Raw genomic sequence first — 25,951 nt, 5'->3', positions numbered from 1 at the left:
CATATTCCTTCAGCCAGCGGCAATCTCGCCCTATGAGCTACGCCCTCTATATCGGGTCCGACCTCTGCGCCTCGGGCCATGGCTGGCTTGCGGGGTACGGCGATGAGCCCTCTAGCCACTGGCTGGAGGTGGTGCCCTGCCGCAGCCACGCCACGGACAGCACGATCACGGTCGGCGTCACGGCCGAGGCCGCCCTGCCCGGCCAGCTGAGCACGATCCCGCAGGTGCCCCGGACGGCGCGCTACATGGGCGTGAACTACAGCCACTATCTCGGTGCGCCGCCACCGCTCATCAATGGCGGCGTGAACCAGCACGGCGTCGCGGTGCGCGATGTCTGGTCTCCCTCCCGGCCCGAGCTCGTGGCGATGACTCCGCCGGATCAGAAGGGGCCGAACTACTCGGATCTCTCGAAGATCGTGCTGGAGCGCGCCCGGACCGCGCGGGAGGGCGTCGAGATCATCGGCGCGCTGATCGCCGCGCATGGTCACAGCAGCTACGGCGGCAACTCGCACCTGATCGCCGATGCCCGCGAAGGCTGGGTGGTGATCGAGTTCGCCGGGGGTCTGGGGCTTTGGGTGGCCGAACGGCTTGGGCCCCGGAGCATTCGCGCCCTGCGGCCGGGCTGGATCGGCCGCATCCCGCAGGAAGCGGGCGAAGACGTGCTGTTCCCTGAACACTTCCTCAAGACCGCGCAGAGGCTCGGGTGGCACATGGCGGGCGACGCCTTCGACGTGAACCGGGTTTTCGGCGATGGACGAGGACGGCGTCCCGGCGTGGCGTGGATCGAGGATGAGCTGGCCAGGCGCGCGGCCCGCCCAGGCGGGCTGGGGCTCGAGGACATGATCTGGGCCGTGTCGACCCCGCGGCTGACCGGCGACAGCGCCGGGTATGGGCAGATCGTGCCCCTCACCGCCGAGACGCCCGAGATGCTGCGCATGATGTGGCATGCCCCGGTCGGCCCCGTCACCGCGCCCCTTGTGCCGGTGTTTCTGGGCATCGAGCGCGTGCCTCTCGAATACGGCCGTCATCGCTATCTCGGACGTGGCGAGAGCGCCCGCTTCATCGATCGCGTCCACGAGGTGACGGGGCCTGACGCCATCTCCGACATCCCGCAAGGCGCCGCCTCTACCCGCTCGGCGGTCGCGGTCTTCAAGCGGCTGATGCATCTGGCCTTCCAAGGAGGCGATGCATGGGTGGCAGAGGTTTCGACGCATTGGCGCGCGGTGGAACGCGGCCTGGCCGCGGAACTGGCGGATGTACAACGCAGCGTCGCAATTCTCGCCGACGCCGGGGCGCCTGAACTGGCGCGGCGCCTGCTGACCGAACACGTGGAGACTCGGCTGCTGCGCGTGCTGTCGGAGGCGGAAGCGCTGGCCGCCGGCTACGAGGCACGGCTGCGCGCCGGGGTCGGCCTCAACATGAGTGACGTGCTCCGCCTGCCCGGCCAGATCTGGTAAGCAGTCATAGCCCACATCGCCTGAGCAGACCGCCTCGTTTCAAAAGAACTTCCGCCCGACCATTTAAGAAACCGTATGCCAGTAGCACGCGCGCATCCTGACTGTAGAACCCGAACAGAAGGCGGCGGCACGGTTCAGCGGCCGGACTAGTGCCCGTCGAGAAGGCCAACCTGATTGCCCTCGGGATTGGAGATCTCTGCGTAGCGCAGGGTTTCGAACCCTTCGATGCTTACCGGCTGCGGTACCTCGATCCGCAGTTTCGCCAGCCGCCCGCTTTCGGTCTCGAGGTCGGGCACGTGCAGCGTAACTGTCGTTCTCCCCGCCCCTTTCGGGCTATCAAGGACCTGAAGGAGAACGCCGTCGCGAAGGTCCCATTCGTGGCATGACGGCATCGGCTCGCGGTCCCAGTGACGCCCGACAAGCCGTTTCCACCAGTCGGATTGAGCATCGAAATCGGCCGCGTTGATACTGAGATGGATGGCAGTCACGTTCATGGTCACGCTCCCTTGTCCAAAGGCCTGGATCCCTGATCCGCAGTCTGCGGACGGTGCTTCAAGGCCGTTTGCTGCACATCATGCGCCGACGTCTTGCCAAGATCATGCGGGCACATCTCAGATGGCCGCGCGGGGGCATGCGCGCACTCAACCGAGGGACCAAAAAAGATCACCGCTGTACTCCCAAATGAGCGTCTGCACCGGGCGCAGGACGCGAGACCGGTTCCGTCGTTTTCCCGTTCCAGTTGGATGGAATCCTGTCATAGTCAAATAGCGTGATTTCCGGCTTCGGTGCGATCGGGCGGCGTCCCCTCGTGCTGTACGGTCGGAAGCGAGGTCGAGATGACAGAACTCGTCACATGCCTGTGGTTCGATCGGGGCGAGGCGCGCAACGCCGCCGAGTTCTATGCCCGGACCTTTCCCGATAGCCATCTGGATCGCGTAAATGCGGCCCCCGCGGATTTTCCCGGCGGCCAAAAGGGCGATGAGCTCACCGTCACGTTCACCGTGCTCGGCCGCGCCTTCCTGGGGCTCAACGGCGGGCCGGCCTTCGTGCCGAACGAGGCGGTCAGCTTCGTGGTTGTGACCGAGACCCAGGACGAGACCGACCGCTACTGGAACGCGATCCTCGACAACGGCGGAACGCCAAGTGCCTGTGGCTGGTGCAAGGATCGCTGGGGGCATTCATGGCAGATCACGCCACGGCGGCTGCTGGACCTGACCACCAGCACCGAGCGCGACGTCGCTCGCCGCGCCTTCGAAGCGATGATGACCATGGGCAAGATCGACATTGCCGCGCTCGAGGCGGCGGTCGGATAGTCCCGAAAGGAGGTATGACATGGCTTACGTCGACGGTTTCGTGTTGGCCGTTCCCACCGCGAACAAGCAGAAGTTCATCGATCATGCCAAGCTGGGCGACAGCGTCTTCATGGATCTGGGCGCATCCCGCGTGATCGAATGCTGGGGCGACGACGTGCCCGAGGGCAAGGTCACGGATTTTCGCCGGGCGGTGCAGGCCACCGACGATGAGACCATCGTCCTGTCCTGGATCGAGTGGCCCGACAAGGACGTGCGCGATGCGGCTCATGCCAAGATGACCGAGTGGATGAACAACCCCGAGACCGGCGATCCGCGCATGGATCCCGAAAGGAACCCGATGCCCTTCGATGGCATGCGACTGATCTATGGGGGCTTCATGCCCGTGGTCGATTTGGGGAAAGGGCAACCCAAAACGGAGGCGTGACTGCAGCTGGCATCATCCAGATCCTAGAAGGCCTCGAGGCAAGGCTGGATTTCCTCCGGTCCAGAACCGCAAGCTGCGCTGCCTTAGGCACGCATCCGGGGTTTGCCTTCGAATTGCGGACTTGCTGAGCTCGACAATTGAGCACTTGTGGCGCTTCCAGCGCCCCGTGAGAACGATAGCGTGGTCCTATCCTTTTGCGCCGTCCATCAACGCGTTCCATGCACTAGGTCTCGTCCCGATGAGCGCCATTCTGTCCGACCTGCTGGGCACAGGAGGCTGGGTCTGGTTGATGATCCCGCTGCTGTGCCTGCTTCTGGTCCACTTCGGGGACCAGAATGGCAAGCCATGCGAGACGGCCGTGCGCCTGGCCGGCGGGACCTTGGTGATCCTCGTCGTGATTGCCATGAGCCCTTGGTAACGCGCGTGGGCCTGTCGATCGTAGCCGGCGCGGGACGTTCCGTCTCGATGGTCGCGCCGTCTTAGGGGCTCGCATGGTCATTCGGCAGCTCGCAGTCGCGCCCCTTGGGTTTCGCTGCCTTTTTGCCAGTCCCGAGATCGCCGGGGGTAGGGCAGTCTAAATGGCCATGCCCTGCACGTCAGACCGATAACCCGCGGAAGGCAGGCGGGCGCGGCGCCATCACAGCGGAGGACAGCTGAGGTCGGGTCAGCCCCCGTCTTACTGCTTACTGCGGTGCATTACCGTTCTCGGCCACCAGACGCTGCCATCTGCCTGGGCGCCATCGGAACGCGCAAAACAGTGGGCTTTGGAGCTAGGTCCGCAATTGCCTCCTGTGCATGCATTCGTCATGTATTTCAACGGGAGCACACCTCCCCGATACGCCCTGTGAACCTGTTATGTGAGAAGTGACGATGCAGCACCTCGAGTCCCTGTTCGACCGCGCACTCGATGCGGTGGTCGGGATGGACGACCAAGGGCGGATCACGGCCTGGAACGGCGCGGCCGAAGCAATCTTTGGCTGGCGCCGCGCGGAGGTCTTGGGACGGCTGATGGGCGACGTCATCGTGCCGCCCCAGCATCGGGACGCTCATGCCAAAGGGCTCGCGCATTACAATCGCACGGGCGTCGGGCCCGTTCTGGAGACGAAGGTCCGCATCACCGCGCTGCACCGATCGGGCCGCGAGTTTCCTGTCGAGCTCTCGATCTTCCCGATGCAGGCCGACGACGGGACCCATTGCTTTTACGCCTTCATCCGCAGCTTGGCGGCTGAGGAGGCGCACCGACGCGAACAGGAGTTGCGCGCTCGGGAGGCCGATATCCTGCTCCGGATCGCGCAGAAGTTGCTCGAGGACATCTCGGTCGAGGCGTTCACCCGGTTCTGCCTCGACGAGGTCTGCTCGGTCGCCGGATTGGACGCAGGCCACCTCTTCTTCATTCGCGGCGCCGGTGGCCAGTCGGTCCTGCTGCCCTCGGGGATCTGGCACATCAGCGACGCGCGTTTCTCGCCGGTGGTCGAGGCCAGCCGGGAGTGCCGTTTTGCAAAGGGCGAGGACTTGCCCGGCCGGGCTTGGGAGGCTGGGGATCTCGTCGTCCAGCGAGACTTGGCTGGAGATGCGCATTTCGCGCGTCGCCAGAGCTTCTGCGAGGTCGGGCTGACGCGCGGCATGGCGCTGCCGGTCCGCCAGAGCGGCGAGGTCCATGCGGTACTCGAACTCTACGGCACCGAGGCCTCGCGCTTCGACGCGGCACTGCTGCAGCTGGTGCGGACCGTGGGCACGCAGGTCGGCATCGCCATCCGCCGCAAGCAGGGTGCGGAGCAGCGCGAGATGCTGCGCCGCGAGGTGGTGCATCGCGTGAACAACAGCCTGGCCGTCGCATCCTCAATCTTCCGCAGCTGCGCCCGCACCGCGGGGAGTGTGGAGGAGTTGAGCGAGACCTACCTGAACCGGGTGCAGGCCCTCGGCCAGGCGAACCGATTGTCGCTCGAAGACGCACATCAGGGTGTGGCGCTCGAGAGACTGATCCGTGAGGCCATCGGCCTCCTGCCCGATGCGGGTGCCCTCCCGATCGCCGTGCCCGACCTGCTCATCGGCAGCGACTGCGTGATGCCGCTGTCGCTCATCCTGAACGAGCTGGCGACAAATGGACTGAAATACGGTGGTCTCGGCACGGAGGCGGATCTGACGATCTCGGGCCGGGTCCGCGTCGGCGCGGGCGATCTGTGCCTGACTTGGCAGGAGCGGCTTCATGTCCCGCGCCAGTCCGCGCCCACTTCATCCGAACGCGTCGGATTCGGATCGCAGCTGATGCGGAGCATGGTCGAAGGCCGGCTGGGCGGGGCATTCGAACGTGAGATCGATGCTGCCGGCTTCCGCTTCGAGCTCCGGGTCCCGCTGGGACGGATATGCGAGGGAGCCACCATGGCGGGTGAGGCGGTGGATCCGACCGCATGACCAAGTCCACAAGAACAGACCCCTCGCGCTGGACGCCAAACTCCCGCATGCAACCAGTAGGGACGCCGGATCGCCCGCAGGGCGCTGAGGAACGCTTCCTTGGGGCGACCGTTTTCTCTGCACGGAAAGTCATGGCGCCTGAGCGAGTTCCGGTCGAGCAGAGGCTCGTCATCATGAACCACGACACCCAGGATTCGAAGGCGTCGCCGCGACTGCTTGTCGTTCTTCCCTGGGCTCTAGCCATCGGCGGGCTCGTCATGCTGGTGTTTGCCCAGGCACCGCTGATCCTGATTGCCGCCATGCTGCTTCTCGTGCGGCTTGTCTGGCCCCGCTCCGGGTCCAACTGACCCGCACTGCTCGCGGTATCGCAGAGAGGATCCTCCCGGCCGCGGACAAGGGGTGCGCCGTAGTCAAGTGCAGTGTCCACGATGAGCGGCGTTCGGACAGCGACCGCGCTCGGTGTCGAATGCGCGTTTTTACGAAGGATTGGCGGAAACTCCGGAGAGGCCATCGCCTATGCTCCCCTACCCATTCGAGCATGGGCTGGCCGGAGCGACCCCGCCATGGAGACGAGCAGATGGGGTGGAGGATCAGGGCCTCTCGATGTGAACGCATGTCACGGCGAGCCGATCTCCGGATCGGGGATATTCGACGGTGCGCTCTGCCTCTTCCGCCAGCATCGGCTGCCGCAGACCGGCGCAATGGCCGTTCCCCTCATTTTACCGGTGATCGGCAGGCAGCGATGATGGCTCTGGGAGCGAAGTTCAGGCCATCATCGCCATGCTCGCTGGCTCAACGCACAGGTCAGGAAGGCAAAGAACCCGCCGAGAGAGCGACAGTTTGATCTTTTCTCTGCTCCCGCTGTGCGTTGATCAGGGAGCCAATCCCAACGGCGCATGGCTGCAAGAGTTCCTGTATGGCGCGGTTCGTCTTCGAACGATCCCGCATCTGGCGCCTGCCGGGAAGGGCTGTGACAGGCTGTCCCGCGTGCGGGGTCAAACTCGGCTTTTCCAGAGTACCACTGCCGGAACGGCCCCAGTTCGTGGGGAGCAAACTGGCCTTCGGTCTGCTCTTTCAGCGCAGCCTCAGGTACTCCATGCAGGCTCAAGAGCTATCGGCGCTCTCACGTAGGCTCCCCGGTACCATTCGACCCCGCCTCCCCTCGCGTCTGTCAAAACTGCATTGCCTTCAGCATTCCAAGTTGGGTGGGGGCAATCCTGTAATGGGCGGATGATCCCGAGATATGTGCAATTCAGAACTGCATTGACGCCGGGCTTTCGCTCGTAAAGCGTGAACCGGCGAGTGGTCCTCGCGCATCATGGATGCCTGTCTTGGCAACCTTTCCTTCCTGCTCGCCATCGCCGATGGCGGGCATTTTTTACAGGCGGCCGTCCCAAGGCTTCCGACCACCCAGCCGCGCCGCGACGGTCACCCTCCTTCCATCCGCATCGGCAAAGCCGTTCAAAGCACCGGGGCGGGCGTGCCAGAGATCGACGGCGCCAGCCCGGAATGCGGTCACGTCGTCCGGAAACAAGGTGACGCCCGTCACTGTGAGCAGCTGACTTTCTATGTGCGCCCGCATACCCATGTCGCCGGGTAGGACCATTTCCAGACGGCGGGCAAGCTCTGATGGCGCGTCATCGGGGGCGCAGGCGAGGATGAGGCGGTCGAAAACGGCGATCGTGTAGCTCATGCAGGGCAAACTAAGTGCGATGCTGCACCTGCACAATATCTGCGGCACCACCCCCATAGGGGGCCAAGCCACACGTTTCAAAGAGTGGCGAAACATTGAACGATGAAGAGCATAGCCGACCTTGCATCGAGATGCGAAGGCGATCTCGATCGGCCATCGATCACAGCAAAACTGCTAAGCTGCGGAGCGTTCCTCGGCACCGCTCAGCAAGAGCCCCATCACGTCGGATCGGGTCAGGATGCCGACGAGCTTGCCGTTCCTCTCGACCGGTACGACTTCGCTTCCTTGAGCGGCCAGCCGGTTCAACAGAACCCCGACCGCCAGATCGTGAGGCACGGCGCAATCGGCTGTGCGCATGACATCGGCAACGGTAGATGGCGCAGGGTTCTGCTGTCGCGCTTCGACGCTACTCCCGTCGACCATCGGGGCAAGCAGATCGGACTGGAGCACCAGCCCGCACAGCCTCTTGTCTTCCTCCACGACGGGAAGGCACTTGATGGCATGATAGCGAAAGAGCCGCGCCGCCTCGGTCCATGTCGTGTCAGGTCGCACGGTGACGAGGTTCCGGGTCATGATGTCGGCGCAGGTCGTGCCTGCAAAGCGATGCTGTGCCGCCTCTGCCTCCGCGGCCGCAAGCAGGCGTCCGAGGTCCGCGATGCCGACATTCGTCGATTGATTGAAGCGCTCCAGCAGTGCGCCGAGCTGATCGGTCGATAACCCCAATCGCAGGGCCGGGTCCTGAGCACCATAGGTATCCGGCTGGCGGAACGGGTAAGCCCTGCCCGTCATCCGGTTGTAGATGACTGCCACGAGGACCAGCATGGTCGTCGTCACCCCGACCGGCATCAGCGCGAAGAGCAGCCCCGCCTCCAGCGCCGGCGCCGGATCAAGTGCCATCAGCAAGGCCACGGCCCCTCCAGGGGGATGCAAGGCGCGCATGAGCATCATCGCGACAACCGCGGCTCCAACCGCCCCGCCGGTCGCCCAAGGTGCGGGGACGAACCGGAGCACGAGCAGCGCCACAATGGCCGAGGTGACGTTGCCCACGACCGCGGACCAGGGCTGAGCGAGCGGCGAGTTCGGCACGCAGAAGACCAACACGGCCGTTGCGCCAAGCGGTGCCACGAGAAAGAGGTGTGAACCAGCCCAGCCGCTGACGAGGCTGACCAGCGCAGCGCAGAAGCTGATGCCGATCAAAGCTCCAAAGCCGGTCCGCAGCTGTTCGGTGCCCTGAGATGCCGGGAGCGCAGGATAGAGATGGTGCCAGACTCGCATTCGGGCATCTCCGAGAGCAGCACACGAAGCTGCATGCTTGCGCGATCTCGTCGGTGTTTGCCTGATTCCTGAGCAGAATTGAAACCGGTAGTCGGGACCTGAAAGGAGATAGGAACACCGTGCCTTCACCCCCCGGTATCACCGGAACGGGTGTGCGGTGTCCTCCAAATGCGTGGAACGGCTGAATGTGCCCATTGTGCCTCCGTGCTCGTGTTCGGCACACGCGAAGATCCTTACGCGCAAACGAATGAGCGAGGCCAAGGCTTCCCTACGATGCTGCCGGCGAGATCGACCGGCAGGCTTCCTCGGCTACAGGTTGACCAGAACATATCCTAAGGTATAGGTCTGTCATACGGGATGCCAGCTCGTTAGGGCTAGTATCCTTTTGGCGGATTAGAAACGTTCCCCGTTGCTTTTCCGGACACCTGCTGCCCTGGCACATCCAGTGGCAGCTTTTTTTTCGACGGACCAGGCTGCCAAGGTCCCGCTGCATTTGGCCATCCTCGTCTAACGATGCCACATGGCGGGCGTGACTGTTCTCACTCTTGGCAGCGTAGCTCGGTCAACCTTGCCCCTAAACAGCGAACCTAGGATTTATCCGCTCTAGAGCGCGCGTCGAAATCCAGATCATTATCCGCGCCTGCCCTCCAGTTGGACGAGAAAAAGTGGCGTGATACTCCCTCACAGTAACCGGCGGCATCGCCGCCTAGATCCATTTGATGACGATCTGCGCCAGCCATGCGCCATATGCATACCAGAGTTGACGTGAGTGTGGATTGTGACGGCGTTGCAGATGGTTATGTCGGTTCTGTCCCCGCAGTCCTCCCACTTGCGAGGGACATATGGTCAAGCGCGAACCCCCACTCCTCCTCCCGGGCGGTTCGAGCCGGAAGACCAGGGGTCACTCTTCCTAGACCCGAAGGACTAGCGGCGGCGTCTTCCTCCTCCCGGACGCCGCCGTAGTTCTCTTTCAAGAGACAAAGCGGAGCGCTCCAAATGCCAAGCGGGCATGGCGCCAAGCGGATCCCTTGCTCTGACGTGTCAACTGTCTCAAGCCCGCCGCCGACGGAAGTCGCACATGCGTAGCCACACCGCATGGCGATGTCGTTGATCTGGATAGCGACGACGAGCTCCTGCTGCGTCTGAACTTGACGTCTTCCTAACCGTGCGGTGCCGACGACTGTGCTTCAGAACCGGCGCGCATAAGCGCGACAGCAGATGATCTGCTATCAAGTCGGGCTTTCTGGGGTGTGGGGCGTGGTACTCTCGAAGGTGGCCCCATTCAACCGCTCAAGCAGCTTCTTGCTCGCCCTGAATTTCGGCACATGGGTCTCATCGATTTGAAGGGGCGCTCCGGTCTTCGGATTGTGCCCCGGTCGAGGGTCGCGTCGAGTTACGGAGAAGACACCGAAACCGCGCAGTTCCACGCGCCCGCCCTGAGCCAGCGTTTCAGTGATCTCTGCAAAAACCGCATTCAAGACCCTCTCGACATCGCGTCGCAGCAGGTGAGGATTATCGTCAGAGATCCTTTGAACCAGCTCAGATCGAACCACTTTCTCTCCTGCTCTCACGCGTTGGCGACTGCCTACAGAAATTTACCAGCGCTGTCAGTCCCTTACTCGGGCAACTCCCAGGCCTATACCAAAGAGATGGAAACGGCGCAGCGACTGCGATTGACCCATGGGAAGCTATCGCGGAGCGTGAGCTGGCGCACAATCCCTCGCGCATCGCCCTTGTATGATTCTGGTAGGTTTCGAGTTCGGCCCGCCATCACGATGGCGGGCTTTTTACTTCTCTTACACAGCTTCCGACTCGAGGAAGACCCGCTCCCCATCCGGGGCAAACACTTGGCCGATCACCCGATAAGCGATCGAGTGGCCTTGGGGCCGGTATTCTGACACCGTACTGCCGACTACAGGCACGAGTGTTCTCCTCGGAAAAACCATTGGCGCGAGCGGCAGCGCACCTGACGGCCATTCGTTGTTGGCGACCTGAAAATGGACTTGGATCGGCTCGGACAGGGGGTCGGTTGTGGCGCCGCTCATAGGTTTGGTTCCCTGAAAACGCAACGCATCCTATAGGTGCATCTAGGCCAGATCAACGCAACTCAAGGAATCAAGGGTCATTTGCTGTTCCTGCAACTACCAAGGACCGAATATTCCATGTAATATCAGCATTTTATCACCTCCTATGAATGCAGGAAGTGCTGGGCTGGGTTGCCTTCTCGAGAGCCGACCCACTCGACATCACTCCTGGCCCACTCACCGTCGTAAATCCGGGGCGATCGCGATCCAGAAGCACCCGCGCAGCAACATCGCGCTCGAAGCAGACCGCCTCGATGCCGATCCAAAGGGCGAGGATCATCCGAGTTCGCTGAGGGAAGCTTCAGCGAAGATGGCCTCTCTTGTCAGCCCTTCGCGTCTCGTGCTGTAGCCCGCGCAGGTTGAGCGATCACGCTCATGCTCGATTCGAGCCTTTCAGACATCTGCCGTGAGCCGGTGACCGACTGCCACGAAGGTAAGGCGCCGGGAAACTTCAGTTGTTGGTGCGAAGGGAAAATCGAGCTTTCACGGTGATGGGGAGAGCGCATGAGCGATATCATCGACAAGCAAGGGCTGGGCGAACCTGCAGAAGGTCAGCGGGTGTCCAATAAATTAATGTGGGGCCTGAGGGCCCTGGGATTGATCATGGCCGCCCTGGTCTGGCTTCTGCTCGGCAGCGCCGAGGATCTCGGTAGCGACGCGCGCGCGGTGGCCGCAGTCGCGACATTGATGGCGGTCTGGTGGATGACCGAAGCGGTGCCACTGCCCATCACCTCCCTCCTGCCCATTGTGCTTTTGCCCGCGCTGACCGCCACCACGGTCAGCGAAGCGACGGCTCCTTACGCCAGTTCGCTGGTGTTCCTCTTTGTCGGCGGCTTTCTGATCGCGATCGCGATGGAGAAATGGGAGCTGCACCGCCGGATCGCCCTGATGGTCCTCGACCGGGTGGGCGTGTCTCCCAAACGGATCGTGCTGGGCATGATGATCGCCACCGGCTTTCTGTCGATGTGGGTGTCCAACACCGCGACCACGCTGATGATGCTGCCGATCGGGCTGTCCGTTCTGGCGCTGGTGGTCGAGCGCAGTGCCGGCGGCCAGTCCGCGGCCGAGATGCATGAGGGCTTGAAGAAGGGCACCATCTCCGACGTGGTCGACAACCCCGATGTAAAGATGTTCGGCGTCTGCCTGCTCCTCGCCATCGCCTGGTCGGCCTCTATGGGCGGCCTTGGCACGCTGCTGGGGTCGCCGCCCAACGCCATCGTGGCAGGCTACGCGGCAGACGAGCTGGGACGCGACATCGGCTTTCTGGAATGGATGCTGCTGGGTGTGCCGCTCGCGGCGATCTTTATCCTGATCGGCTGGTGGCTGATGGTGAACGTGCTCTACCGGTTCAAGCTGGATGCGATCCCGGGCGGCCAGGACATGATCCGAAGCCAGCTCGCAGCGCTTGGACCGATGAGCCAGGGCGAAAAGATGGTCGCGGGCGTCTTCGGCGGAGCTGCCTTCCTGTGGATCGTGCCCGGTCTCGTGTCAGGCCTGCCGGGGCTGGCGTTTCTCGATAGCCTCAACGACACCGCCATCGCCATCGCGGCAGGGATCGCGCTGTTCCTGCTGCCGGGACGCGGCCGGAACGAGATGCTGCTCGAGTGGAACGATGCCGAGGACGGCCTGCCCTGGGGCGTGTTGCTGCTGTTCGGTGGCGGACTGAGCCTCGCCAGTTCCGTGGCCGCGTCGGGGCTCGATGACTGGTTCGGCGCGCAGGTCAGCGGGCTGGGCAGCCTGCCTGCGATCCTGCTGATGGGGTCGGTCGTCCTGATCGTGCTGTTCCTCACCGAGATCACCTCGAACACCGCGACGGCGGCGACCTTCATCCCCGTCCTTGGTGGGGTGGCGCTCGGGATCGGGGTGGCGCCGCTGAGCCTGCTGATCCCGGCCGCCTTCGCGGCGACCTGTGCCTTCATGCTGCCCGTCGGCACACCGCCCAATGCGATCGTCTTCGGCACCGGCAACGTAACCATCGGCCAGATGGTCCGGGGCGGCGTGGTGCTGAACGTGGTGGGCGTGCTGCTGATCACCGCCCTCTTCTACCTGCTGGGCGAGCTGGTGCTGGGCATCTGACGATCAGGGCGAAAGGTGCGTGATGGGCATCTTCCGGACCCAGATGGAGATCACACGCCATGCGGAACGCGTCACGCGCGCGTTCCGCCATCCGCCTCGCCGCTCGGCCCTTCACATCTCGACAGGACCCAAGCGAAGACGCGCTGTGCCCATCATCCGGCAGCACTTGCCGAGCTGCGCCTCGCGCCGGGCCGGGCCGGTGCCAACGAGATACCGGTCGCCCTGCGCACCATGGACGGCGCACCGCTGGCAGCGCATGAAATAGAGAGCCTCCTGTCCTCCGATCACGATGAACGCGAACCGATCAGGGCGTCCGCAGAGCGTCTCGGTGACGGCAAATGGTCGGCCCCGGTGCTGTTCCTGCCACTGGTCGGCGAATGGGGGGTAAGCTTGCGGGTACGCGTCAGCGACTTCGGGCAGACCACCCTGTCGGGATCCGCGCTCATCGATCAATGAGCTTGTGCCATTTCGATACCGTGCATCCCTGCTCGACGTCTGATGGTCCCAGGACGATGGCCTGACATTGAGGGAAGGCCCGACGCGCTTGGGCTCCGGTTCATGAGCAGTCTATCGCACTGCCTTCATCGACGACGTCAATGCTCGATCCTTGGCAGGAACCAGGCCAGAAGGCCGGCCAGCGGCAGGAAGGCGCAGATCTGGTACAGCGTCCCGACCCCGTAGCTGTCGGCCAGGACCCCGAGCATCGCGGCGGCAATACCGGCCAGGCCGAAGTTCAGGCCGTAAAACAGCCCGCCGATGAGCCCGATGCGGTTCGGCAGGAGCTCCATCGCGTAGATCAGGATCGAGGCAAAAGCGCTGGACATGATGAGATTGATCAACACCGTCAGCACACCGGTCCAGAACAGGTCGGCATGGGGCAAGAGCAGGGTCAGTGGCAGCGGGCCCAGGATCGAAATCCAGATGATGCGATACCGTCCGATACGGTCTCCGACGATGCCACCGACCAGAACGCCAATGGCAGCGGCCAGTAAGAAGACGAACAGCATCATCTGGGAGGTGCGGATCGACACCTCGAACTGCTCGATGAGATAGAACGTGTAGAAGGACCGAAAGCTCTCCCCGTAGGCGTTCTTGATGAACATCAGCAGCGTCAGTACGACGAGGCCGACCGCGACGGTCGAACGCGAATGCTGGGGCGCGTCGGAGCCTTTCTTGATCTGGGCACGAAGCTGGGCGAATGCGGCGCTGATCCGGGCCTGTTGACGGCCGATCCACGTCAGCAGGATCATCGCGGTCAGAGCTGCCAGGGCGAACCAGGCGAGGCTTGGTTGCCCCCATGGGACAACGATGAAGGCAGCCAGCACGGGGCCAAGAGCGCCACCGGTCTGCCCGCCGACCTGAAAGATGCCTTGCGCCAACCCCTGCCGGCCGCCAGCCGCATAGCGCGCGGTCCGGGTTGCTTCGGGGTGGAAGATGGAGGACCCGATGCCGATGAGTGCCACCGACATCAGGATCGTCGCATAGCTCCCTGCAAAGGCGAGGCTGATCAGTCCCGTGAGGGTGAACATCATGCCCGCAACGGGCGAATAGGGCGCCGGGCGCCGGTCCGTGAACATTCCCACGACGGGCTGAAGCAGGGCGCCGGCGACCTGAAAGGTCAGGGTGATCATCCCGATCTGGGCGAAGTCCAGCGCGTAGGAGGCTTTCAGGATCGGGTAGACGGCCGGGATCAGCGACTGCATCAGGTCGTTGAGGAGATGCGTGACCCCGAGAACGGACAGAACCGCGAGATAGGTTCCAGAACGAGCCGCAGCTGTCATGACGTCGCCTCTATCCGAACCCATCGAGCCGGGTGACCATATGCGCGGCACCAGCGACTGCAAGGGGCAGGAGTTGCAACAGGCCAGGATGGGCTCGCCTTCCAAGAGCGGCATGTGTGTCGTTTGACGGCCGTCTTTCATTGGCAAAGTGGAAGGACGCATGCTCAGGCCGCCTCGGGCCGCCGCGCTTCAGACCGGATGTTCAGGTAGTTGCCGCTTAGGATCAGCGTGGCGCCGATCAGCATCAGGGGCCCGACGGGTTCGCCATAGAGCACCAGCCCGACCACCGCGATGACCGGCAGGCGAAGGAAGTCGAAAGGCATCACCAATGTTGCGGGCGCAAGACGCAGCGCGTTGGCGATGCAGAAATGCGCGCCGAGACCGGCCGCGGCGATCACGCCGATCCAGGGCAAAGTTGCCTGCGACGGGGCGGCGATGGCGCCGTCGATCCCGGCACAGGCAAGGCCGAGCACCGTCTGGCTCGCGGTCATCCACCACAGGATGCAGGCCACCGGGGCCTCCGCGGTGAGACGCCGGGTCAGCATGTAGGTAAAGGCGAAGCCCACGGCGCAGCCCGCGGCGGCCAGAAGCGCGGGGCTGAGCGGTGCGGCACCGGGGCGCGCGACCATCACGATCCCGATAAAGCCGAGGATCGCCGCGATGGCGCGCGGCCGTGTCAGCCTTTCGCCCAGAAGCAGCGGCGACAGCACCAGCACCCAGAGCGGTGCGGTGAACTCGAAGGCGAAGACCTGCGCCAGCGGCAGCGAGGCGAGCGCATAGAACCACAAGTTCTGGGCGCCGAAATGGGCAATGTTGCGCGCCAGATGCAAGCCGGGGCGGCGCGGTGTCACCTCGTGCCAGCGGCGCCCAAAGCTTAGGACGAGGGCAACGATCACCATGCCGATCAGTGACCGCCAAGTCATGATCTCGAAGGTGTCGAGCTCGATCGACACAGCCCGGCCCGCTACCGCCATCGAGGTAAAGGCCGTCACGGCGCCCATCATCCAGAGGGCTGCACGCAGCGGCGCCGTATCCAATGGCCGGGCAATGCTGGGGGTCATCTCTTGGTGCTCCTCAACCGCAGCATGGATTTTCAGGTTTTGGTAGTATGGGTCGCTGGAGTTGCACAATATCTCGGACAAAAGACGCCATCTTATATCGATGGCAGAGTGCGCCGAGATCGCCCGCTGAATTTAGAAACCGGCCTATACCTTACTGAGCGTCGTTCCCGCCACCACAGCTTTGATGATGTAACCGCCCCCCGACGGCATCGGTGTGCCAAGGTGGGTTTGCTACATTCCACATTGGAGGGCGGTCATGTCGGAAGTTACTACAATCGGTCTGGATCTGGCGAAGAACATGTTTCAGGTGCATGGAGCTGATGGCACCGGCCACGCGGTCATTCGCAAGAAGCTGCGCCGGGATCGGGTCCTGTCCTTCTTCAGCCAGTTGCCGCCGTGCCTCATTGCCATGGAAGCCTGTGGCGGCGCCCACTTCTGGGCGCGTGAGATCGGCAAGCTGGGCCATGAAGTGCGGCTGATGCCGCCAGCGTATGTGAAGCCGTTTGTAAAGCGACAGAAGAACGATGCTGCCGATGCGGAGGCGATCTGTGAGGCCGCGCAGCGCCCGTCGATGCGCTTCGTGCCGGTGAAGAGCGAAGAGACCCAAGGCGCGGCCATGGTCTTCCGCGTTCGGGAGCTTCTGGTCCGGCAGCGCACCCAGGCGATCAATGCCCTGCGCGGCCACTTGGCCGAGTTCGGGGCGGTCGTGCCACAAGGGGCCGCCAACGCCGCGCGCCTAGTGGCGCTGGTGGAGGACCGGGACAGTGGCTTGCCGGACGATGCACGAGGCACCTTGGACGTTCTGGTCGGAACGCTGGCGCAGCTCGACGCGCAGATCGGAAAGCTCGACGCAGAGATTGCCCGCCGCGCCAAGGAGAGCGATGTCGCGCGACGGCTGATGACGGTCCCGGGCATTGGCCCGTTGATTGCCACGGCGATCGCGGTTCTGGCGCCCCCGCCAGAGACGTTCCGAAGGGGTCGGGACTTTGCCGCCTGGCTCGGCCTGGTGCCACGACAGCATTCGACGGGCGGCAAGCAGCGACTTGGCGCCACCACGAAGATGGGGGAGCGATCCTTGCGGCGCCTGCTGATCATCGGCGCCAACAGCGTCATCATCAAACGACACGTCCACAAGGAGGCGCAGCCGGGCACGTGGCTGGGCGGCCTGCTGTCGCGCAAGCCACCGATGTTGGTGCGGGTGGCGCTGGCCAACAAGATGGCGCGGATCGTCTGGGCCTTGATGGCCAGGGGCGGCGTCTACAAGTCTCCGGTCGCGATGGCGTAAGCCAGCGTCGGCCGCGAGGGCGTCGGAGCGAAAGAGGGCAAGGAGTTGTATGGCGCAACGGTCGTGAGACGGGATCGGGAAAACCAGTGCGCAACAGAGTGCCATCGAGCACGCGGCTTTGATCTGGACCCGACCTGCGCACACCATACGGGCCGGCGGCAGGTATGGCCGCATCAGAGGCCGGACACATGTCAGCACCCGACGACGCGCCAAGATCAGCTCTAAAAACACCTCTTGCGCTTGGGGCGGTTACACATGTTGCGCATTTTCAGCAGCAGCGCCGCCAATGGACGGGCCTCGCGCTTTAAGGATCGTCTCATTGGGCGCAGTCTCGGGGTCGAGGGCGATTTCGGCGCCGGAACTGGTGATGACGGTCAGTGGCGAGGATCGTTAGCAGGGATGGCCTGTGGCCTCGTCTTCGACTTTCCAGTGTATATTGAGACGCTCAGCTCGACCGGAACACTGCTTCCCAGCAACGTCATTGCCACCGGCACGCTGGCCAGGAGGCATTGGCTACTGGTCGCCGAATTATCTGAAGCCAAGCGACGAGGTGGCGATTTCGATCACCGGGCTCGCCACGCTAACGAACCCGACGGGCTGAGACCGGCCTAGACGATTGCCTGGCGAGACCGGGACGACGGCTTCGCTGGCTAGAGCCTGAAGCCGTGCATTGGCGCAGGCGGCTGCTGCGGCACCCCGGGCAGGACGTCTCCTGCGTGCCGGTGCCCGGGGCGAGGCCGGGCGACAGGCTGTCGATGTCGAAAGAGAGGTAGACCGACGCGTCGCCCACGAGGTCGCGGACCTGTGTCATCAGCCCGTCCAGTGAGCGACCGCGGATCCCCTCTGCGGTGACGACCCTCCAGCCCTGCTCGCGGCCCCAGGCGAAATCGCTCGGCGCGTAGCCCGACCTGCGCAAGCCGATCTGCACAACCTTGCCGTTTTGCAGGCAACCATCCTCCCTGGCGCGGCGGAACGGCGTGCCATGCGCGCGGTCGAGTTCACCTCGAGCCGCCAGGGCGACAGCCCGCTGCTGCCGAAGCTGCTGGCGCAGATCCCGCTGGAGGAGACGATCGGCACAGTCGCCGCGGATGCGCTTACGACACGCGCCGTTGCCATGGCGCCATCATCGATCGAGGTGCTGACGCAGTCATACCGATCCGGGGCACTGGCCGTGCCTGGAAAAAAGACTGCTTCGCTGCTGCCCGGCGAAACGAGATCCTGCAGGCGACCCGGCATCTGGGGCGAGCGTTCTGAAAGAAATGGACCGGCTATCATGTCCGAAGTCGGGTAGAGGCCAAGATAAACTGCCTGAAGCTCTTCCCCGAGAGGATCATGTCACGAGATCTCGACCGCATGATCCAGATCCGCATTGCCATCAGGGACCGCTTCTCGGCCCTTGGCAGGGCCGAGATCGAAGCCGTCCGCTGAAGAAAGGCGGGAAAAGGGGGCAGTGATGCCCGAGGCTGCTTTGGGCAGCATCGCCACGGAAATCGTTCATGTTCCCGCTTCTGCACGTGAGCGTCCTCGTATCGCCCGTCGGGAGGGGGCCATACCGATACGCGAACGGTCGCATCTACTTCCGGGGATCTGGCCAAGCGATATCGGGAGGACATGATCCGCAGCCAGTTCTCGGCGCTGGTCGCTGGCCCCGCAGAGACACGCTAGACCCCGACAATGACGCGCCGACCGTGCCGAACACTCGGCTCGCAGATGCCCAGTCAAGGCGCTCCGGGTCCGGCTGCCCTTCCTGTAGGCGATCCGCAGGACATATTTGGCATATATGAAAAACTCTACATGTATGTAGTATAATGCTTATGCTACAAGCGTGGCATTAAAACTCTATACTGCAATCATGGCATGCGAGGCGGATATGGACGTAATCATCTTCCGGGACGTGAAAGCCTTGGGTCAGCAGATGCGTCAAGCGCGCAAGGGGAAGGGTTGGTCGCAGGGCGATCTGGCCGAACGGGCTGGCACGGACCCACGCCAGATCTCACGGATCGAGACGGCGGCCCATGAACCGAAGCTGAGCCTGTTGCTCGCCGTATTGGCGGCACTCGAACTGGACCTCGGCCTAGTGCCTCGGCGGGGCGCGTCCCCCCAGACGGCGCGTCCCAGACCCGAGGACATCTTTTGATGGGGCGCAGATCACTCACCCGCACGCTCGACGTCTATCTCAACGGGCGGCTTGCGGGCTATTATGGCTATCGCCCCTCCGTCGGCGCGAGCTTTCGCTACGACGAGGCCTGGCTCAGCTGGGAATTCCGCTTTCCAATCTCGCGCGCCCTGCCCCTGATGTCGTCGACCCAGACCGGAGACCACGTGGACGCAGTCTTCGAGAACCTGCTTCCCGACGTGCCTGAGCTACGACGGGCGATCGCCGAGCGCACGGAGGCGCACAGCGGCCGGACACACGACCTCCTTGCCGCGATCGGTCAGGACTGTGTTGGGGCCATGCAGTTCCTGCCGCATGAGGTGACCCCAGCCGACCCGTTCCGGATCGAGGGCATGCCACAATCCGAGGCCCAGATCGCGCAGACGCTCAGATCGCTCAGCACGACGCCGCTCGGCATCAATCCGGAAGAGCCCTTCCGGATCTCGCTGGCGGGCGCGCAGGAAAAGACGGCCTATCTCTGGCATGAGGGTGCCTGGCTGAGGCCGACCGGGCTAACGCCGACGACACATATCTTCAAACGCCCCATGGGCGTGGTCGGCGGCGGTCTCGACCTCACCCGCAGCGTCGAGAACGAGTTCTTCTGCCTGCTCTTGGCACGGAAAATGGGGCTCGCGGCGACCCAGGCCGAGATCCACCATTTCGAGGAGCAGACCGCGCTCGTGGTCGAGCGCTTCGACCGGCGGCCGCGGCGGGCGGGCGGACTGGTGCGCGTCCCGCAGGAAGATTTCCTGCAAGCCATGGGCCGCTATTCCGGGCAGAAATATCAGCAGCATGGCGGGCCTTCGATGGCGGAGTGCTTCGCGCTGCTGCGGCAGTCCGACGATCCGATCGCGGACCAGGCCGCATTCCTGAAGGCACAGCTCTTCAACTGGATGATCGCCGGGATCGACGGGCATGCGAAGAACTTCTCGATCTTCCTCGAAGGAGACGGTTTCCGGCTGACCCCGCTTTATGACATCATAAGCGCGGCGCCGCAGCAGCTTCGCTCGACGTTCCGGCACAAGGATCTGCAACTGGCCATGTCGGTGGGTCGGCGTGGTCATTACCGACTGGATCGGATCGTGCCGCGTCATTTCGACGAGACGGCACAGAAGGCCGGCGTGCCCATGGAAGCACGACGACGCGCGTTCAGAGACCTTGCAGCAGCGGCGCCCGAGGCGCTCCGCCGCGCCCCTGAACAGCTGCCCGAGACATTTCCCGCGGAGATCGCGGAGCAGATCCTGGCCTACGCCACGGATCGCCTGAGGCTGTTGAAGGACTATGCCGAGAGCTTGGAATAGGTTCGGAATGAATGTGAGGCGATGGACGGCGGGGATGCGACGCCACGTCTCCTTTACGCACGCTTGAGAAATGAGCAGACTCGCCCATTTCTATGGAACATTGGTGGCTCCACGTAGCATAACTGCTCCTTTTTCCTGACGGGATGCGCGCATAATGAGCAAAGATACCCCTCTGGACCGACCTGCCCCGACCTTTGCCTCCTCATCGAGCCAAGCTGACGCAGGCAGACACAAGCCACAAACTGATGCCTGTGCTTCGCTCCAAGCGGGTGACAATTCCGCTGCGGAGGCCCGAGCCGATCTCCAGTCCCGGGTGACTAGGCTGCGAAGCCGCCTCGAACCTTTGATGCGGACGATTGATGGCGAGGTGGAGGTCCGTATTTCGAGCGACGGATGCGGCGCCTCGGACAAGGTCTGATCCTCGTGGCATCGGCACATGTCGCACATTGGCGCGCTCCTCAACCACGCCATGACCTGCACTACGGCTGTTAGTAATCAGTAGCTTCGCGAATAGCGGTCTGGAGCTGTTCCATGCTGAAGGGTTTAAGGAGCTTCGGCAGGTTCGCGCAGATGCTGTCCTTCGGCAGTTCGAGAAAGCCGGTCGCGAGGAGCACTTGCAAGCCGGGGTGGCGTTCACGAGCGGCATGCGCGAGCTCCGTGCCACTCATCTGCGGCATCGCGTGATCCGTAAGGAGCAGGTCCACTTCGTGTTCATCGAGCTTGGCCAAGGCTTCGGCCCCGCTGTTCGCTTCGATGACCTCGTACCCGAGATCTTCCAGCATGATCACGGTGTTCATCAGAACCAGAGCATCATCGTCGACGGCGAGCACGGTAAGGGGCATGTCGACCACGCTTTCGTCGGAAGACTTAGTTGAGGTGTTGGCCAGCTGTCCCTGCGGGGCGGTGACCGCGATGAACCACATCTCAACAGTTGTGCCCTCGCCCTTCCGGCTCTTCAGTATCAGGCGCCCCCCAGACTCTTCAAGCAACCCATGGACCACCGATAGGCCCAATCCCGTGCCCTTGCCGGGGCCCTTCGTCGTGAAGAACGGGTCGGCCGCCCGAGCGAGCGTCTCCTCGTCCATGCCCTCGCCGGTATCCGAGATAGCCAGACAAACTCTTCGGGCTAATGTCCGATCCGTGTCACGAGCGGATGGGGCCTCCTCTTGGGAGATGCGAATGGTAAGCCGGCCGCCATCGGGCATGGCATCCCGCGCATTCGTTGCGACGTTGAGCAGCGCCAGCTCGAGCTGCGCGGCATCGACCATCACCGGCGGCATGGCAGGCGATGCTGACACCTCGATCTGGATGTCACTTCCCAGCGACAGCTGCATGAGATCACGCAGACCCTCGACGAGAGACGGCAGGTCTACAAGCCGCGGCTCCAGCGGTTGACGGCGGGCGAATGCCAGCAGTCGGCCTGTCAAAGCTGAACCACGCTGCGCGCCTTGCAGCGCGTTGTCGATGAGCCTGGTGATCTGGGGATCGTTCGGAAGGCGCCGCTGGAGCAGCTCAAGGCTGCCGGAGATGGCCATCAAGAGGTTGTTGAAGTCATGCGCGATGCCACCTGCCAGCTGGCCGAGTGCTTCCATCTTCCGCGACTGGAGCAGCTCCTCATGGGCGACCTCGAGCGCCTTCTGCGCCTCCCGCTTTTCGGTGATATCGCGGGTCACCTTGGCAAAGCCGATCAGCTCGCTCTCATCGTCGTGGATCGCGTCCACGACCACGCTGGCCCAGAACCGCGTGCCATCCTTGCGCACCCGCCAGCCCTCGTTCTCAAACCGCCCTTCCTGTCTGGCGGTTTCAAGCGCGCGCAAGGGCAATCCGTCCTCGCGATCCTCCTCGGTGTAGAAGCGCGAGAAGTGCTTCCCGAGGATCTCCCACGGAGCATAGCCCTTGATCCGCTGCGCGCCGGCATTCCAGCTGGCCACATGCCCGTCCGGGTCGAGCATATAAATCGCATAGTCGGTCACACCTTGCACCAAGAGGCGGAACTGCTCCTGGCTTCGCCGCAATTCCTCTTCCCGGGCGCGACGCTCGGCCAGATCGCGCGTGATCTTCGCGAAGCCCAGGAGGTCCCCTGTAGGCGAGCGGATCGGATCGACGACCACATGCGCCCAGAAGCGGCGGCCGTCTTTGCGGACCCGCCAGCCCTCCCCCTCGTAGCGGCCGGCATTTGCCGCCGTTCTCAGGACCTCTTCGGGAAGTCCACTCGCCCGATCCTCGTCTGTGTAGAAGCGGGAAAAATGCTCGCCCATGATCTCAGACGCCGTGTAGCCCTTGAAGCGCTCCGCCCCGGGGTTCCAGCTCGAGACCTGACCGGCGGTATCGAGCATGTAGATCGCGTAGTCGGTGATCGCCTCAAGCAGGAGCCGATGACGTTCGTCTTCACTGACCGGCATCGCTACGGCTTCAGTCACACGCATCTCCTGGATTATCCAGAGCGCTACAATTGTCCTTGAGGCGCCCCGGTCGACTAGGGTCCCTGACATGTTGCAGCGCATCGCTGTCGGCGTCCAGCGCAGCAATTCAGGCAGCTGAGGCAAGTGCGAAATAGGAATGCCCGACCGCGAGGAGATCGGAGATGTCGAAACGCTAGCAACACGCGCTCGACTTCAAGGCCAAGGTCGCGCTGGAGCGCTTTGAACGGCGAACAGACGGCCGCCAAGCTGGCGAGCCGGTAAAGCGTCCTATACCTTCGCTTTCTGATCCTCGCCCATTGCGCGTGGGCCAAGGCGCTCGTTCGGGTGTACCTGAAGGATATGAATTTTATCTCGCCCAGTCTCCTCGATACCGCCCCGTTGGCATATCTTCTTCTGCCGGCGCTCTTCTTGTTGCTGGTCTACCGGCGAGACCACCATGGCCGCCTTGGGATGGCCATTCGCGTCACGAGTTCGGCCTTGGCAGTCCTGATGGCCACCGCAGTGCTGCAGCTGTAGAACGGCACGCTGCACGAGATCCCACTCTCGTTCGACTTTATCCCCTTTGCGACGCATGCCCATGGAGCTGTCTGTAGACCGCTTCAGCTTGCCTTCATCGAGACATCCCAGATCATTGGGGGGTGCAACCTCCGGAGATCAGGCATTTGCATTCGTAACTCGATAAGCAATGGCCTGCAGGATGATCGCGTTGGTATTCAAGTCACTGTAGTTGGGCATGGCGCGATTATCCGCCTCGTAGATACCCGGCGAAAAGCCGGCCTGCTGGCGCGCGCGCGCGCGTACATGGTCTAGCACACGTTCGGTGTAGGGATGCGGCCTCCAAGCCGCCCAGAGGTAGGCCGCCTTGCTGCTGATCACTGCATTGGCGTCCGCAAAAGCCTGCGAGCGATGACGGGCATGCCCGTTCACCGTATCGGTACCCCAGCGGCGCCCTTCTGCATCAAGCTGCAGGCCCGAATAGAGAAACCAAGGTTCGCGATCGATGGGGCATTCAGACACGCATTTAAGTCGGCCCGTTTCCTCGTATTCCTCGAGTTGCGCGGCAAAGAGAAGATCGGCGAGGTAGACGGACTCGGGCGACATGCCGAGTTCGACAGCCTCGAGAAGCAACGGCTCAGCGCCCAATGGACCGATAAGGCCGGAGGCCTCGATGAGCGCCATTTGCCCATCGGAGCTTGAGCGCCCTCTCATCACCTCATAGGGCGAGCGCGCGTCGAACCCCCAGATCCGGAAGGCGTGGGCTGCGTAATGCGCACAATGCGAGCGGTAGGAGCTGTGGAACATGCCATCCGTGACATTCTGGATCTCCCCTGCATGAATTACTGCGTCGAGGTCGTAGGCTTGTACGATGTCTGAGGGCCGGGCCTTGGCCGCGGGGTGGTTCTCGAGCGCGTAAAGCGCAGCCAGCAGCCGGCCTGCGTCACAGGCATCGAAATCTCGGGTCCCCCAGCGAGACCGGTCAGTGCGGATCCAGCCTTGCGGCAGAAGGCGCCCGTTGTAGCGGCGGCCCACGATCTGCGGCATGATCCGAGCACTGCGCGCCTGGAACTCGGCATCCGCGATCAAGCCGAGATCATGCGCTGCGATGAGCGCGTTGATATGACTGCCCACATCCCACATGGTGACGGCCTCGTGCAGCCGCCGGCCACCTTTGCCGCTGTAAACTGTGGCCGGGCACAGCCCGGTGACCGGATTGGTCCAGGTGGAGAAGTAACGCCACGCGCAGCGGGCGTCCTCCATGAGCGCCGCGCGTTCCGCTGGGGACACCGCTTCTACCGGCCGCACCGCGCCTTCGCGGAAACGCTCGGTGCGCCGATGATGGCCGATATACGGGCTCTGCGGCAGCAATCGCTCCAGCGCTGTCGGTAGTGCGACCGCGCGCTGACCTGGACGCGCAAGCATTTGATCCAAGCTGCGCAGCAGCGCGGTCTTCTGAACGCCGCTGCGGACACGATCGGCATCGACCAGTAGCACCTTGTCCTCGATTTCCTCGGCTTCCTGCTCCAGTGCATAGATCGTGTCCGGATCCGCCAGCAGGTGTGAAGGCAGCACCAGCGCGTTCTCCGCACTCAGGCCTCGAAAGGCTCCTGGCCGGGGTTGCAGTATGACGCTCCGTGCTGGCCCGGCGGAGGTTTCTGACAGACGCATACCCCGCCCGGCCTTTCCCGGGTCTTTGCCCGGGATCAGCTTGAGCCGGATCCCATCAGCGAACCCCACCCCCTCCAGCACTAGACTGTAGCTATGAGCGATGCCGCGTGCGGCGAGATCTTCGCTCAAGGTCTGAAAGGCCGGGCTGTCTTCGTTCCGTGTCACAAGGTGCAGCAGCAGATCCCGCCCGTAGCCGTAGTCATCGCGCAGCTGCGCCTCCGACAGCGTGAGGTGCGCCAGTCCACGCACCGCTTCGGCTGCCAGCGCTTGGCTCGCAAAGACCGCCGCCTTGGCCGAGAGCTGCGCCGGGGCATCGCCGGCGAGCTGTGCCATCGAAAGCGTCCATAGCACCTGACTGCGTTCCGTGTCGATCTCCCAATAGGCTCGGCGCGCGTCGTCCAAAGTCAGGGCCCGGCCGCCCAGAAAGCGCACGGTGCCGTCGGGCCAGCGCTCGCTCCGCAGCGGGCCGCTTTCCTCGGGCAGCAGGAGCACGGTATGCAGGCCGGCGCCGCGCAGGCCCTGCGGCGATTGCGGGCGCTGTGGCGTATCGCAGGCGATCGAGCGGATCGGTGTTGCGGCTGCCGCATCTCCTAAGAGGGACTTGAGCCGTGCAACCATCTCGGCCGCTTGACGGGCCTGAAAGTAGCTCGAGAGCGTGGCCAGTTCGTGGATATGCGGTGCGATCTCAACGAGCCCTGGCACTGCACCCGCGACCTCGGTCAGAATGTCGATGACGGGGTTGTCAGGGCCGAGCCTTCCCGCACCGGGGGCATCGAGCGTCACAAGGCAGGTAACGGGTAGTCCTTGGCGCTTAAAGGCTTCCAGTACCACGCGTAAGATTTCGGGAGGCGTCTCGGCGTTGATGTCGCGCAGCACACTGTAGCTGGGCACTACTCGGGTAGCTGCCAAGCTACGAGCTGGCCACAACCCAATCAGTGCCGTGCCTGCGCCCTTGATCAGGTCGCGGCGGTCGATCACGCGCGGCTCAGGCCTGCCGTCAGCATGCTGCCCCCTCTTTGCATTCGGCCCCATTTCGCGAGCCGCC

At 63.5% G+C, this 25,951-nt stretch carries 22 protein-coding genes and 1 pseudogene; 13 read left to right on the top strand and 10 right to left on the bottom strand.

Annotation, left to right across the window (positions count from 1 at the left end; all coding sequences use genetic code 11):
- Positions 1–32: 32 nt before the first annotated feature.
- The gene (locus T8T21_RS18455; protein ID WP_322337888.1) at positions 33–1,457 is read left to right on the top strand and encodes a C69 family dipeptidase; all 1,425 of its coding nucleotides are present in this window, start codon (positions 33–35) and stop codon (positions 1,455–1,457) included.
- Between the two features lie 146 nt (positions 1,458–1,603).
- On the opposite strand, the gene T8T21_RS18450 is transcribed toward T8T21_RS18455, so the two are convergent.
- A complete protein-coding gene (locus tag T8T21_RS18450; RefSeq protein WP_322337887.1) occupies positions 1,604–1,951 on the bottom strand; it encodes a VOC family protein in 348 nt (115 codons plus the stop codon).
- Between the two features lie 342 nt (positions 1,952–2,293).
- On the opposite strand from T8T21_RS18450, the gene T8T21_RS18445 reads away from it, so the two are divergent.
- The 5 genes from T8T21_RS18445 (at position 2,294) to T8T21_RS18425 (ending at position 5,953) form a co-directional block, all read left to right on the top strand.
- Positions 2,294–2,770 carry a VOC family protein gene (locus T8T21_RS18445; protein WP_322337886.1) on the top strand — a complete coding sequence of 159 codons (477 nt, stop codon included), beginning with the start codon at positions 2,294–2,296 and terminating at the stop codon, positions 2,768–2,770.
- Between the two features lie 19 nt (positions 2,771–2,789).
- Complete coding sequence (locus T8T21_RS18440; RefSeq protein WP_322337885.1) at positions 2,790–3,194, top strand: DUF1428 domain-containing protein; 405 nt, start codon at positions 2,790–2,792, stop codon at positions 3,192–3,194.
- 238 nt (positions 3,195–3,432) lie between these two features.
- The gene (locus T8T21_RS18435; RefSeq protein ID WP_322337884.1) at positions 3,433–3,612 is read left to right on the top strand and encodes a hypothetical protein; all 180 of its coding nucleotides are present in this window, start codon (positions 3,433–3,435) and stop codon (positions 3,610–3,612) included.
- A gap of 452 nt (positions 3,613–4,064) precedes the next feature.
- Entirely contained in the window at positions 4,065–5,606 is a 1,542-nt protein-coding gene (locus tag T8T21_RS18430; protein ID WP_322337883.1) for a sensor histidine kinase, read from the top strand.
- Entirely contained in the window at positions 5,603–5,953 is a 351-nt protein-coding gene (locus tag T8T21_RS18425) for a hypothetical protein (RefSeq protein WP_322337882.1), read from the top strand. The genes T8T21_RS18430 and T8T21_RS18425 overlap by 4 nt, the downstream gene beginning before the upstream one ends.
- 1,031 nt (positions 5,954–6,984) lie before the next feature.
- On the opposite strand, the gene T8T21_RS18420 is transcribed toward T8T21_RS18425, so the two are convergent.
- The 4 genes from T8T21_RS18420 to T8T21_RS18405 all read right to left on the bottom strand — a co-directional run bounded on the left by T8T21_RS18420 (position 6,985) and on the right by T8T21_RS18405 (position 10,619).
- On the bottom strand, positions 6,985–7,299 hold the full coding sequence (locus tag T8T21_RS18420) for a hypothetical protein (RefSeq protein ID WP_322337881.1): 315 nt from the start codon (positions 7,297–7,299) through the stop codon (positions 6,985–6,987).
- A 174-nt stretch (positions 7,300–7,473) separates the two neighbouring features.
- Complete coding sequence (locus T8T21_RS18415) at positions 7,474–8,496, bottom strand: HPP family protein (RefSeq protein WP_322337880.1); 1,023 nt, start codon at positions 8,494–8,496, stop codon at positions 7,474–7,476.
- Between the two features lie 1,307 nt (positions 8,497–9,803).
- Positions 9,804–10,127 (bottom strand): HU family DNA-binding protein, encoded by a 324-nt coding sequence (locus T8T21_RS18410; RefSeq protein WP_322337879.1) that lies wholly within the window; start codon positions 10,125–10,127, stop codon positions 9,804–9,806.
- Between the two features lie 243 nt (positions 10,128–10,370).
- The gene (locus tag T8T21_RS18405; protein WP_322337878.1) at positions 10,371–10,619 is read right to left on the bottom strand and encodes a hypothetical protein; all 249 of its coding nucleotides are present in this window, start codon (positions 10,617–10,619) and stop codon (positions 10,371–10,373) included.
- Between the two features lie 543 nt (positions 10,620–11,162).
- Here T8T21_RS18405 and T8T21_RS18400 point away from each other — a divergent pair.
- The gene (locus T8T21_RS18400) at positions 11,163–12,734 is read left to right on the top strand and encodes an SLC13 family permease (protein ID WP_322337877.1); all 1,572 of its coding nucleotides are present in this window, start codon (positions 11,163–11,165) and stop codon (positions 12,732–12,734) included.
- 231 nt (positions 12,735–12,965) lie between these two features.
- Positions 12,966–13,190 carry a hypothetical protein gene (locus tag T8T21_RS18395; protein WP_322337876.1) on the top strand — a complete coding sequence of 75 codons (225 nt, stop codon included), beginning with the start codon at positions 12,966–12,968 and terminating at the stop codon, positions 13,188–13,190.
- Positions 13,191–13,327: 137 nt separating this feature from the next.
- On the opposite strand, the gene T8T21_RS18390 is transcribed toward T8T21_RS18395, so the two are convergent.
- Both T8T21_RS18390 and T8T21_RS18385 read right to left on the bottom strand, forming a co-directional pair.
- Positions 13,328–14,515: an MFS transporter gene (locus tag T8T21_RS18390; RefSeq protein ID WP_322337875.1), complete on the bottom strand. Its 1,188-nt coding sequence runs from the start codon at positions 14,513–14,515 to the stop codon at positions 13,328–13,330.
- Positions 14,516–14,679: 164 nt separating this feature from the next.
- Positions 14,680–15,576 (bottom strand): DMT family transporter, encoded by an 897-nt coding sequence (locus T8T21_RS18385; protein ID WP_322337874.1) that lies wholly within the window; start codon positions 15,574–15,576, stop codon positions 14,680–14,682.
- A gap of 256 nt (positions 15,577–15,832) precedes the next feature.
- Here T8T21_RS18385 and T8T21_RS18380 point away from each other — a divergent pair, with 256 nt between their 5' ends.
- Both T8T21_RS18380 and T8T21_RS18375 read left to right on the top strand, forming a co-directional pair.
- Positions 15,833–16,861: an IS110 family RNA-guided transposase gene (locus T8T21_RS18380; RefSeq protein ID WP_322337873.1), complete on the top strand. Its 1,029-nt coding sequence runs from the start codon at positions 15,833–15,835 to the stop codon at positions 16,859–16,861.
- A gap of 255 nt (positions 16,862–17,116) precedes the next feature.
- The gene (locus T8T21_RS18375) at positions 17,117–17,473 is read left to right on the top strand and encodes a hypothetical protein (RefSeq protein ID WP_322338014.1); all 357 of its coding nucleotides are present in this window, start codon (positions 17,117–17,119) and stop codon (positions 17,471–17,473) included.
- Here the strand turns inward: T8T21_RS18375 and T8T21_RS18370 are convergent.
- Positions 17,442–17,789 carry an arginase family protein gene (locus T8T21_RS18370; protein ID WP_322337872.1) on the bottom strand — a complete coding sequence of 116 codons (348 nt, stop codon included), beginning with the start codon at positions 17,787–17,789 and terminating at the stop codon, positions 17,442–17,444. The genes T8T21_RS18375 and T8T21_RS18370 overlap by 32 nt on opposite strands.
- Positions 17,790–17,843: 54 nt before the next feature.
- Here T8T21_RS18370 and T8T21_RS18365 point away from each other — a divergent pair.
- The 3 genes and pseudogenes from T8T21_RS18365 to T8T21_RS18355 form a co-directional block, all read left to right on the top strand.
- Positions 17,844–18,289, top strand: a pseudogene (locus tag T8T21_RS18365) (transposase); the annotation flags it as partial.
- Positions 18,290–18,686: 397 nt separating this feature from the next.
- Positions 18,687–18,998 (top strand): helix-turn-helix domain-containing protein, encoded by a 312-nt coding sequence (locus T8T21_RS18360; protein WP_322337871.1) that lies wholly within the window; start codon positions 18,687–18,689, stop codon positions 18,996–18,998.
- Positions 18,998–20,317: a type II toxin-antitoxin system HipA family toxin gene (locus T8T21_RS18355; protein WP_322337870.1), complete on the top strand. Its 1,320-nt coding sequence runs from the start codon at positions 18,998–19,000 to the stop codon at positions 20,315–20,317. The genes T8T21_RS18360 and T8T21_RS18355 overlap by 1 nt, the downstream gene beginning before the upstream one ends.
- A gap of 488 nt (positions 20,318–20,805) precedes the next feature.
- On the opposite strand, the gene T8T21_RS18350 is transcribed toward T8T21_RS18355, so the two are convergent.
- The gene (locus T8T21_RS18350; protein ID WP_322337869.1) at positions 20,806–22,743 is read right to left on the bottom strand and encodes a hybrid sensor histidine kinase/response regulator; all 1,938 of its coding nucleotides are present in this window, start codon (positions 22,741–22,743) and stop codon (positions 20,806–20,808) included.
- 651 nt (positions 22,744–23,394) lie between these two features.
- Complete coding sequence (locus T8T21_RS18345) at positions 23,395–25,884, bottom strand: DUF3131 domain-containing protein (RefSeq protein WP_322337868.1); 2,490 nt, start codon at positions 25,882–25,884, stop codon at positions 23,395–23,397.
- Positions 25,885–25,951: the final 67 nt, after the last annotated feature.

This window comes from Limimaricola variabilis, assembly GCF_034371605.1.
GTDB classification, from domain to species: domain Bacteria; phylum Pseudomonadota; class Alphaproteobacteria; order Rhodobacterales; family Rhodobacteraceae; genus Limimaricola; species Limimaricola variabilis.
Note: the sequence above shows the minus strand (reverse complement) of the source record. Positions and strands in the feature narration are given on the sequence as shown.

Excerpts from the sequence above, each read along its gene's own strand:
- T8T21_RS18375 (WP_322338014.1), top strand. The coding sequence starts at position 17,117 with ATGTTGCGCATTTTCAGCAGCAGCGCCGCCAATGGACGGGCCTCGCGC.
- T8T21_RS18445 (WP_322337886.1), top strand. The coding sequence starts at position 2,294 with ATGACAGAACTCGTCACATGCCTGTGGTTCGATCGGGGCGAGGCGCGC.
- T8T21_RS18395 (WP_322337876.1), top strand. The coding sequence starts at position 12,966 with ATGGACGGCGCACCGCTGGCAGCGCATGAAATAGAGAGCCTCCTGTCC.
- T8T21_RS18385 (WP_322337874.1), bottom strand. The coding sequence starts at position 15,576 with ATGACCCCCAGCATTGCCCGGCCATTGGATACGGCGCCGCTGCGTGCA.
- T8T21_RS18455 (WP_322337888.1), top strand. The coding sequence starts at position 33 with ATGAGCTACGCCCTCTATATCGGGTCCGACCTCTGCGCCTCGGGCCAT.
- T8T21_RS18355 (WP_322337870.1), top strand. The coding sequence starts at position 18,998 with ATGGGGCGCAGATCACTCACCCGCACGCTCGACGTCTATCTCAACGGG.
- T8T21_RS18350 (WP_322337869.1), bottom strand. The coding sequence starts at position 22,743 with ATGCGTGTGACTGAAGCCGTAGCGATGCCGGTCAGTGAAGACGAACGT.
- T8T21_RS18390 (WP_322337875.1), bottom strand. The coding sequence starts at position 14,515 with ATGACAGCTGCGGCTCGTTCTGGAACCTATCTCGCGGTTCTGTCCGTT.
- T8T21_RS18435 (WP_322337884.1), top strand. The coding sequence starts at position 3,433 with ATGAGCGCCATTCTGTCCGACCTGCTGGGCACAGGAGGCTGGGTCTGG.
- T8T21_RS18440 (WP_322337885.1), top strand. The coding sequence starts at position 2,790 with ATGGCTTACGTCGACGGTTTCGTGTTGGCCGTTCCCACCGCGAACAAG.
- T8T21_RS18420 (WP_322337881.1), bottom strand. The coding sequence starts at position 7,299 with ATGAGCTACACGATCGCCGTTTTCGACCGCCTCATCCTCGCCTGCGCC.
- T8T21_RS18405 (WP_322337878.1), bottom strand. The coding sequence starts at position 10,619 with ATGAGCGGCGCCACAACCGACCCCCTGTCCGAGCCGATCCAAGTCCAT.
- T8T21_RS18450 (WP_322337887.1), bottom strand. The coding sequence starts at position 1,951 with ATGAACGTGACTGCCATCCATCTCAGTATCAACGCGGCCGATTTCGAT.
- T8T21_RS18430 (WP_322337883.1), top strand. The coding sequence starts at position 4,065 with ATGCAGCACCTCGAGTCCCTGTTCGACCGCGCACTCGATGCGGTGGTC.
- T8T21_RS18380 (WP_322337873.1), top strand. The coding sequence starts at position 15,833 with ATGTCGGAAGTTACTACAATCGGTCTGGATCTGGCGAAGAACATGTTT.
- T8T21_RS18400 (WP_322337877.1), top strand. The coding sequence starts at position 11,163 with ATGAGCGATATCATCGACAAGCAAGGGCTGGGCGAACCTGCAGAAGGT.
- T8T21_RS18425 (WP_322337882.1), top strand. The coding sequence starts at position 5,603 with ATGACCAAGTCCACAAGAACAGACCCCTCGCGCTGGACGCCAAACTCC.